Genomic DNA, 8,806 nt, shown 5'->3' with positions numbered 1-8,806 from the left:
CGATGTGGAGTAATTGCATGCTGGCGCGGCTATCTCAGAAAAGAATTTTACTTGGCGTGACTGGCGGCATCGCGGCGTATAAGTGCGCCGATCTGATTCGCCGCCTGCGTGATGCTGGCGCTGAGGTGCAAGTCATCATGACCGCCGCCGCGCAAGAGTTCATCACGCCGCTAACCTTGCAGGCGCTATCTGGCAATGCTGTGCACACCGATTTGCTCGATCCAAAAGCCGAAGCTGCCATGGGTCATATCGAGCTGGCGCGTTGGGCCGATCTATTTTTAGTGGCGCCAGCCTCGGCCGATACCATCGCGCGCTTATGCCAAGGCGTGGCTAATGATTTGCTCACCACCTGCTGGTTAGCTTGTGGCGCGCGTAAGGCTGTCGCGCCTGCGATGAATCAGCAGATGTGGTTAGACCCCGCTACGCAAAACAATATGGTCACGTTGCAAGCTCGCGAGGTGGCGATTTTTGGTCCCGGCAGTGGCGTACAAGCTTGCGGCGATGTCGGCGCAGGCCGTTTGCTTGAGCCCTTAGAAATTGTCGCGCTCTGTGCCGAACAATTTGCTAGTCGCGCACTCAGTGGCCGGCACGTGGTCATCAGCGCAGGGCCGACACGCGAAGCCGTCGACCCCGTGCGCTATTTGAGTAATCACAGCTCAGGCAAGATGGGTTTTGCCTTGGCCGAGGCCTGCGCTGAAGCAGGCGCCCGCGTCACGCTGATTGCAGGGCCAGTGAACTTAGCCACGCCAGATCGCGTGCAGCGCATCGATGTGGTTTCAGCTCGCGATATGCAGGCGGCATGTGAGCTGGCGGTCACTGACGCAGTCGCCGCTGTAGGCGCTGAGCAAAGTGTGTTTATCGCCACCGCTGCTGTTGCCGATTATCGCCCCGCCCAAGTTGCTGAGCAGAAGATCAAAAAGGGCGACAAAGATGATGAGATCACGCTAACTCTGGTGAAAAATCCCGACATCGTCGCTGGCATTGCCGCACGCGCTGAACGCCCTCTAGTTATGGGCTTTGCCGCTGAGACGCACGCTGTCGAAGCCTATGCGCAAGATAAGTTAGCCCGCAAAAAGTTGGATTTAATTGCCTGCAATGATGTCTCGCGTGCCGACATTGGCTTTCAAAGTGACGATAATGCCATGACCGTATTTTGGCCTATGGGCGATGGCGTTGGCCGTGCCGACTTGGCCAAAGCCAGCAAAGCCCAAATCGCCCGTCAGTTGGTGCAGTTGCTCGCTGATCGACTCAGCAGCGCCGGCGCTTAAATAGCGAATAGATCACCGTTAGGAAGTTGAAATGAAGTCATTACAAGTCAAGATTTTAGACCCGCGCATTGGCAGCGAATTGCCGTTTCCTAGCTATGCCACTGAAGGTTCGGCAGGCCTAGATCTGCGCGCTTTGCTCGACGCGCCGTTAACATTAGCGCCCGGCGAGACGCAGCTTATTCGCACCGGATTGGCGATTTATATCGCTGACCCGGGCTATGCTGGTTTGATTTTGCCGCGCTCAGGACTAGGCCATAAACACGGCATCGTACTCGGTAACTTGGTCGGCTTAATCGACGCCGACTATCAAGGCGAACTCATGATTTCTTGCTGGAACCGCAGCTCAGTGGCATTTACGCTCGAGCCCGGCGAGCGCTTGGCGCAGTATGTTTTAGTGCCTGTAGTGCAGGCCAGTTTTGAAGTGGTTGAAGAGTTTCGCGCCTCAGAACGCGGCACCGGTGGCTTCGGCAGTTCTGGCCGTCAGTAATTCATTTTTGCGAGCATAAAGACATGGCACTTTCTCATAACGAAGCACTCAACGTTGCGTTAGTACTTACCGAAGCACTGCCGTATATCCAGCGCTTTAAGGGCGCAACGGTAGTGGTCAAATACGGCGGCAATGCCATGACCGACCCTGAGCTAGAGCACTCATTCGCGCGTGATATTGTGCTGATGAAAACGGTGGGCTTGAACCCGATTGTGGTGCACGGTGGCGGCCCGCAAATTGGCGACATGCTCAAGCGCGTGGGCAAAGAGTCTGAGTTTATCGATGGCATGCGTGTCACCGACAGCGAGACCATGGATATCGTAGAAATGGTACTCGGCGGCTCGGTTAACAAATCCATCGTCAATCTGATTAATCAGAACGGCGGTCGCGCCATTGGCCTTACGGGTAAGGATGCTAACTTGATTCGCGCGCGACGGATGACACTGTCGAAAAAGGATGCCGCGGGGGAAGATATTTCTGTCGATATTGGTCAGGTTGGCGAAGTTGCCGGCATCAAAACCGATGTGCTCGAGCTCATGTTCAAGAGCGATTTCATCCCAGTGATTGCGCCTGTGGGCGTTGGTGACGACGGTGCCTCCTACAATATCAATGCCGACTTGGTGGCAGGCAAAGTTGCTGAAGCCTTGAAGGCCGAGAAGTTGATCTTGCTCACTAACATCCCCGGTGTGATGGACAAAAATAAAAAAGTGCTGACCGGTCTGACTACCAAAGATGTCGACGCACTGATCGCCGATGGCACTATTTATGGCGGCATGCTGCCGAAAATTGCCTGCGCTTTAGATGCCGTCAGAAATGGCGTGCAAACCGCGCACATCATCGACGGTCGTGTGCCGCACGCCTGTTTGCTCGAAGTCTTTACCGACGATGGTATGGGCACTTTAATCAGCAATCGTCTGCCGAAAAAAGCTTAAATCGCGATGCTAGATGCCGGCGGGCAGGTCCTGCTATTTGGACTTGCTCTGCTGGCCAATACGCTTTCGGCACTCGCCGGCGGCGGTGCCGGCTTGTTGCAGCTGCCAGTGTTGTTATTACTCGGTCTCGCCTTCCCTACGGCATTAGCCACGCACAAAATTGCCAGCGTTGCCCTTGGTGTAGGTGCCACCTTGCGCCATCTTCGCGGTGACGGCATTGATTGGCGTTTTGCGCTGTTTATTTTGGCGGCAGGCCTGCCCGGCGTTTATGTTGGTACACAGGTTATTTTGCAGTTGCCAGATGCGTTGGCACGTGGTGCTTTGGGTGTGCTCACACTAGGTCTTGGTCTGTATTCATGGCGCCGGCCAGCTTTGGGCGTTAGTGCTGAAAAAGCCAATCGCGACCGCGCTGGTATGCTCATTGGCGCGCTCGGGCTATTTGCCATCGGCGTGTTAAATGGCTCGCTGACAAGTGGTACTGGCCTGTTTGTCACCCTATGGTTAGTGCGTTGGTTCGGACTCGATTACACCCGTGCGGTGACCTACACACTGATTTTGGTCGGGCTATTTTGGAATGGTACGGGCGCGATAGCCTTGGCTCAGCAAGCACCGGTGCAATGGGACTGGCTGCCGGCGTTGCTCTTGGGTTCATTACTTGGCGGCTATCTTGGCGCGCACATGGCTTTGCGTCATGGTAGCGGCGTAGTGAAGCGGGCGTTTGAGCTACTTACCGTGGCAGTTGGCTGCAAACTCTTGTGGGATGCCGCGCAAGCTTTGGTTTAGCCGGCATCGCCATAAAGCCATTGCAGCACCGCTAGCGCCGCTACAGGCGCTGTCTCGGTGCGCAAGACTCGCGGCCCAAACTGCCAAGGTTGAAAATCACAGGCTTGCGCCGCGCTAATTTCCGCAGCACTCAAACCACCCTCAGGGCCAATGAGCAGTGCTACTGACGCAGGCTTGTTTGAAGCATTTGGGCCGCCAGAAACACTAGGCGCTAGCACCCATTTTTGTGTCGCGACCACTGCTGTTTGCCAGTCACTCAGCGCCATTGGCCCATGTAGTAAAGGTAAGGTGTTACGCCCCGATTGCTCACAAGCGCTGACCAATACACCCTGCCAATGTGCTAGTTTTTTCTCGATAGCTTCCGCTCCACGCAGACGCAACTCGCAGCGCTCACTGCTGAGTAAGGTGATCTCGCTAACACCCAATTCCACGGCTTTTTGCAGTGCGTAATCGAGGCGATCGCCCTTGCTCATCACTAAGCCAAGATGCGTGTGTAGCGCCGACTCCACGGCTGGCATTGCGATCGAAATAACCGTGACCTGTGCCGAGCGCTTGCTGACTTCGATCAGCTCAACTTCAGCCTCACAGCCTTGACCATCAAACAGCACAGCATGGTCGCCGATGCGAGCGCGCAGTACACGAGTCCAATGATGCGCGGCGGCCTCTGGCAGGCTGAGTGTCATGCCTGCAGTCCATGTTTGCTCAGCGGTTACATATAAACGAATCATGATTTTCTCATCAAAAGTATCGGCACACGTGGTTACTCGCCGCGGCATAGTCTTAGCGACTACGCCATGCTTGGCCCCGCTTCACTAAAGCGGCCAGCCGGTGCGCGCAAACCCTCGTCAATAGCCTCAGCCGCGGTGGCGACCATCCAGCGAATTTGTTCGGGCGTGATGATATAAGGCGGCATGAAATACACCACATTGCCGATAGGTCGAAGCAATAATCCTCGCTTTAACGCAGCCTGAAAGATTGCCAAGCCACGGCGTTCGCGCCAGTCATACGGTGTGCCATTAGCTTTGTCGCGTACCAACTCAATCGCGGCAATCATGCCAGTTTGGCGCACACTGCTAACCTGCGGATGATCACGTAAGGGAGCGATGGCCTCCGCCAAAACCAAGGCCAATTGGCGGTTCGCGGCGATGATATCATGCTGCTTGAAGAGATCTAGCGAGGCCAATGCTACCCGCGCGGCGAGCGCATTGCCGGTATAGCTGTGCGAGTGCAAAAAGCCTTTCAGGGTGTCGTAACGGTCGTAAAAGACCTCATAAATCCGCGCGTGCGTGAGTACTACTGACATCGGTAAATAGCCTGCGGTTAAGCCTTTCGACAACACCAAAAAGTCGGGCGTGATGTCGGCTTGTTCGCAGGCAAACAAAGTGCCGGTTCGACCAAAGCCAACAGCGATTTCATCGGCAATCAAATAGACATTATGTTCATCGCATAATTCACGCAAACGCGTGAGGTAACGCGGCGAATACATGCGCATGCCAGCCGCGCCTTGCACCAAAGGTTCGACAATCACCGCAGCCACTTCATGCGCATGCTTGGCCAGTAGCGACTCCATGCCTTCTAATGCGCGCTGGCAATACACCTCGCAATCGCCATCGGGCGCACCCGCAGGTGCTGCCGGTGATGGTGCTCGCAGCGGCGCTTGCAGCAGCGGTCGATAAGTCTCAGAAAACAACGGAATATCGGTGACGCTGAGCGCGCCAATGGTTTCGCCGTGATAGCTATTTTCCAGCGCAATAAAGCGTGTTTTCTCAGGCGAGCCTTGGTTGCGCCAAGCATGCACGCTCATTTTCAGCGCGACTTCGATGCCAGAGCTGCCATTGTCGGCATAGAAGCAGCGCGTTAACCCTGGCGGCGCTAAGGCCACCAAGCGTTCACTAAGCTCGACAATCGGTTCATGCGTAAAGCCAGCCAAAATCACATGCTCGAGCGTGTCTGCTTGCTCGCGTAAGGCGGCATTAATCTGTGGGTGGGCATGACCAAATAAATTCACCCACCATGAGCTGATGGCATCCATATAGCGCTTGCCATCGAAGTCTTCTAACCAAATGCCTTCGCCACGGCGTATCGGCACTAATGGTAATTGCTCGTGGTCATGCATTTGCGTGCACGGGTGCCAAACATGCGCTAGATCGCGGCGCGAAATATCGGCATTGCTAGAGCGCTTAGTCATTGCGAAGACTCTACGTTGGTGGGCGCTTGAGTGACTGTTTGAGCCATGGCAGGCGAATCAGTTTTCGCGTAATACGCCACCAGTCTGGCCGCCACCGAATCACTCCATACGTTCACCGCGGTGCGGCACATATCCAATGGTCTATCGGTGATTAACAGTAAGCCCAATGCCTCGGCTGGTAGCCCAACGCGGTCCAAGATTAGCGCGATAGCGACAAGGCTGGCAGCAGGAATGCCGGCCATACCTGTTGAAGTGGCTAGCGCCAAAAATAGAACCAATAACTGCTGCACAATAGTTAAATCAGCACCTAGAAGCTGAGCTAAAAACAGCACCGCCACGCACTCATACAGCGCAGTGCCATCCATATTCATCGTAGTGCCCAGCGGCACGGTGAGACCGGTCACAGATGAAGGCACTTTTGCGCGATCATTTAGGCAGCGTAGGGTCACCGGCAAAGTCGCTGCCGATGATGCGGTAGAAAATGCCATCCATAATGCGGGACTCATATCACGGGCATGTTGCAACGGCGATACGCGAGCCAAACGCCAGAGCACAAGGCCAAGACTGAGGCCGGCATGCAGCACTAGCGCGAGCAATACCGTGATGACGAACCAGGCCAATGGTTCGGCGGCAGCCCAGCCAACTTGCGCAGCACTGGTGGTGACTAAAGCGAAAACGCCAAGCGGCGCGGTGCGCAAAACCCATTGCGTCACTGTCATTAGCAGGTGTTGCAAGCTATCCCAAAGTACTTGCTGCGACTGACGAAACTCCGTCGGCAATGTGCGCAGCGCTAGGCCTAAGACTAGCGAAAACAGCACAACGGCGATCAAATTGCCTGTGCTTAAGGCATTGAAAATATTGCCCGGCACTAAGCCTAATAATGTGCTTTGCCAGTCGCTACTGCCGTTGGCGAACGTAGGTGAGAGGCTGGCTTGTGCCATGAGGCTTTGCACATCTTCGGGGTCTAAGCCGGCGCGTAAGCCTGGCGCGATGACATTGCTCAAGATCAGGCCCATGCTGACCGCCAGTAGCGTGCTCATGCCGTAATAGCCGGCAGTGAGCGCACCTAAACGCCCAGGCGCTTGCTCAAGTTTGCCGAGGCCGGCGATCAATGTGGTGGCAATTAACGGTACGGCGACCATCTTCAGGGCATTTAAAAATAAGCTGCCGGTAACGCCTGTGATGCTGAGTGCGGCGTCTTGCCACGGCGCTAGCGGGCCTGACAGTAGCGCGGCGGCGACTAGGCCAAGACCGAGGCCTAATAAGATTTGCCGAGTTAAAGACATGCCTGCTCCAGTATGAATGCTGAGGTGTGGCCACCACTGGGCATGGGTGGCATCGTGGCGCTACTTTAGCAGACTGGTTTGTGAGCGGGGCAATGCGTGGCGATGAGCGTGCTTAGAAGCCGGCAGCTTGACCTTCGCGACGTGGATCTGCAGCGCCTTGCAAGATGCTACCGCGGCGCACGATGACGCCATGGCCGCTGGCCATTTCGACCACTTTCACATCGTGGCCACGCGCTTTGAGTTCGGCAATCGCATCTCTGCCGAGTGTGCGTTCGACTTCGGTTGGGCCATTGCGATTGAGCGCCATCGGTAAGGAAACGAGCTTGCTAGCATCATGCACACCGGCAATGTAGGCGCTCAGCACTCGTGCATTAAAGCCTAAGATGCGGCTGCCGCCGGGCGAGCCCATGGCGAGTACAGGGCGACCTTCATCATTAATCAATACAGTCGGTGACATGGCGCTGCGCGGGCGCTTGCCAGGGCCAACACGGTTGGCCACAGGCAGATCGCTTTGCGTGGGCACGAAGCTGAAGTCGGTGAGTTGATTATTCATCAGTACGCCGCGAATCAGTAGGCGAGAGCCAAAGCGATCTTCGATAGATGAAGTCATTGCCAACCAACGGCCTTGGGTATCGACAATACTGATATGGCTAGTGCCGTGCTCGAGAATTTGTCCATCAGTGGCACTAACTTTTGCGCCATGTGGCGTGCCCGCCGGTACAGCACCTTGAGCGGCTAAATCTTCAATAAGACGTGCACGCTGATTCAAATAATAGTGGCTGAGTAGGCCACTTACTGGCACGACAACTTTGCGCGGATCAGCACCGTAGCGCTGGCGGTCAGCAAAGCCTAAACGCTCAGCCTCGAGCAAGCCATGCAGAGAGTCGGTGCTGAGGTCATTGCCAAGAGTATTGAGCACGGGGCCACGCTGAGTTTGTTGATGGCGCTGCCAGAGGCTGACCATTTCCAACACACTAAAGCCACCGCTGGGTGCTGAGGCCGAACAAGCATTAAAGCTAGCGATGGGCAGGCAGAGTGCCGGCGTCACATCGGCGCTATACGAAGACCAATCGCTATCGGTGATGTCGCTACCAGCGGCGCGTAACTCACGGACAAAGCGCTTGGCTAGCTTGCCTTGATAAAATACTGATGGGCCTTCTTTGGCCAGCGTTTCTAGCAGTTCGGCATAGGCTGGGTTTTTCAGCAAGTGGCCGGTTGGCCAAGCTTTGCCGGAGCGATTTAGCAGCAGTGGCGCCAAGGTTTTTGAGCGCGCTAGCAGAGGGTCAGTGGCGGAAAGCGTGTGCAAACGGTGCGACACCGGCACGCCTTTGCGTGCGGCCTCGATGGCTGGCGCGAGCAGGGTTTGCCACGGCAGCTTGCCCCAGCGCTGATGCGCCAGATCGAGCATAGACACGACGCCAGGCACACCAACCGCACGGGCGTTGGCCAGGGCTTCGTCGAAGGCCATGGCTTGGCCATCGGCACGTAAAAATCGGCGCTCAGTGGTTGCAGCAGGTGCTGTTTCGCGACCATCGATCGCGGTTACACGAGCAGTTTTTTCTCGCAATGGTTCGGCGAAAACCATAAAGCCGCCGCCACCAAAACCAGATGACTGCGGCTCAACCAAGCCGAGCATGGCTTGTGCAGCAATGGCCGCATCGATAGCACTGCCGCCAGCACGTAGCATCGTGAGCGCGGCCTCAGTGGCAAGCGGATGCGCAGTCACCACCATGGCGTTGGCAGAAGTCATTGTGCTTAGCGGGTAGCGGCCAGAGCCAGCTTCTGGTGTGGCTTGACGCAGAGCATTGGCCGCTAAAACAGCGGCTGTGTCGCTTGCGGGCTGATGGCTGCAGGCGCTCAGT

At 56.0% G+C, this 8,806-nt stretch carries 8 protein-coding genes; 4 read left to right on the top strand and 4 right to left on the bottom strand.

Annotated features, from left to right (window positions below; genetic code table 11):
- Nucleotides 1-2: 2 nt before the first annotated feature.
- From coaBC to AC3DKE_RS10550, 4 genes are read left to right on the top strand one after another with little or no spacing between them, the layout of a single operon-like run.
- Nucleotides 3-1,268: a bifunctional phosphopantothenoylcysteine decarboxylase/phosphopantothenate--cysteine ligase CoaBC gene (gene coaBC / locus AC3DKE_RS10565; protein WP_487990652.1), complete on the top strand. Its 1,266-nt coding sequence runs from the start codon at nucleotides 3-5 to the stop codon at nucleotides 1,266-1,268.
- Nucleotides 1,269-1,299: 31 nt separating this feature from the next.
- Complete coding sequence (gene dut / locus AC3DKE_RS10560; RefSeq protein ID WP_340675745.1) at nucleotides 1,300-1,755, top strand: dUTP diphosphatase; 456 nt, start codon at nucleotides 1,300-1,302, stop codon at nucleotides 1,753-1,755.
- A 23-nt stretch (nucleotides 1,756-1,778) separates the two neighbouring features.
- Nucleotides 1,779-2,687: an acetylglutamate kinase gene (argB, locus tag AC3DKE_RS10555; protein ID WP_340675744.1), complete on the top strand. Its 909-nt coding sequence runs from the start codon at nucleotides 1,779-1,781 to the stop codon at nucleotides 2,685-2,687.
- A 6-nt stretch (nucleotides 2,688-2,693) separates the two neighbouring features.
- Nucleotides 2,694-3,470 carry a sulfite exporter TauE/SafE family protein gene (locus AC3DKE_RS10550; protein ID WP_487990651.1) on the top strand — a complete coding sequence of 259 codons (777 nt, stop codon included), beginning with the start codon at nucleotides 2,694-2,696 and terminating at the stop codon, nucleotides 3,468-3,470.
- On the opposite strand, the gene AC3DKE_RS10545 is transcribed toward AC3DKE_RS10550, so the two are convergent.
- The 4 genes from AC3DKE_RS10545 to AC3DKE_RS10530 all read right to left on the bottom strand — a co-directional run.
- The gene (locus tag AC3DKE_RS10545) at nucleotides 3,467-4,198 is read right to left on the bottom strand and encodes a 16S rRNA (uracil(1498)-N(3))-methyltransferase (protein ID WP_487990650.1); all 732 of its coding nucleotides are present in this window, start codon (nucleotides 4,196-4,198) and stop codon (nucleotides 3,467-3,469) included. The genes AC3DKE_RS10550 and AC3DKE_RS10545 overlap by 4 nt on opposite strands.
- 59 nt (nucleotides 4,199-4,257) lie before the next feature.
- Nucleotides 4,258-5,658 (bottom strand): adenosylmethionine--8-amino-7-oxononanoate transaminase, encoded by a 1,401-nt coding sequence (locus AC3DKE_RS10540; RefSeq protein ID WP_487990649.1) that lies wholly within the window; start codon nucleotides 5,656-5,658, stop codon nucleotides 4,258-4,260.
- Entirely contained in the window at nucleotides 5,655-6,944 is a 1,290-nt protein-coding gene (locus AC3DKE_RS10535) for a dicarboxylate/amino acid:cation symporter (protein WP_340675740.1), read from the bottom strand. The genes AC3DKE_RS10540 and AC3DKE_RS10535 overlap by 4 nt, the downstream gene beginning before the upstream one ends.
- A gap of 112 nt (nucleotides 6,945-7,056) precedes the next feature.
- Nucleotides 7,057-8,806, bottom strand: a 1,750-nt coding sequence (locus AC3DKE_RS10530) for a gamma-glutamyltransferase family protein (RefSeq protein ID WP_487990648.1), incomplete at its 5' end; no start/stop codon positions are given.

The organism is Paraperlucidibaca sp. (assembly GCF_982810325.1).
Note: the sequence above shows the minus strand (reverse complement) of the source record. Positions and strands in the feature narration are given on the sequence as shown.

Bases quoted from the DNA above. Each gene is read 5' to 3' on its own strand.
- coaBC (WP_487990652.1), top strand. From the start codon at position 3: ATGTGGAGTAATTGCATGCTGGCGCGGCTATCTCAGAAAAGAATTTTA.
- dut (WP_340675745.1), top strand. From the start codon at position 1,300: ATGAAGTCATTACAAGTCAAGATTTTAGACCCGCGCATTGGCAGCGAA.
- argB (WP_340675744.1), top strand. From the start codon at position 1,779: ATGGCACTTTCTCATAACGAAGCACTCAACGTTGCGTTAGTACTTACC.
- AC3DKE_RS10550 (WP_487990651.1), top strand. From the start codon at position 2,694: ATGCTAGATGCCGGCGGGCAGGTCCTGCTATTTGGACTTGCTCTGCTG.
- AC3DKE_RS10545 (WP_487990650.1), bottom strand. From the start codon at position 4,198: ATGATTCGTTTATATGTAACCGCTGAGCAAACATGGACTGCAGGCATG.
- AC3DKE_RS10540 (WP_487990649.1), bottom strand. From the start codon at position 5,658: ATGACTAAGCGCTCTAGCAATGCCGATATTTCGCGCCGCGATCTAGCG.
- AC3DKE_RS10535 (WP_340675740.1), bottom strand. From the start codon at position 6,944: ATGTCTTTAACTCGGCAAATCTTATTAGGCCTCGGTCTTGGCCTAGTC.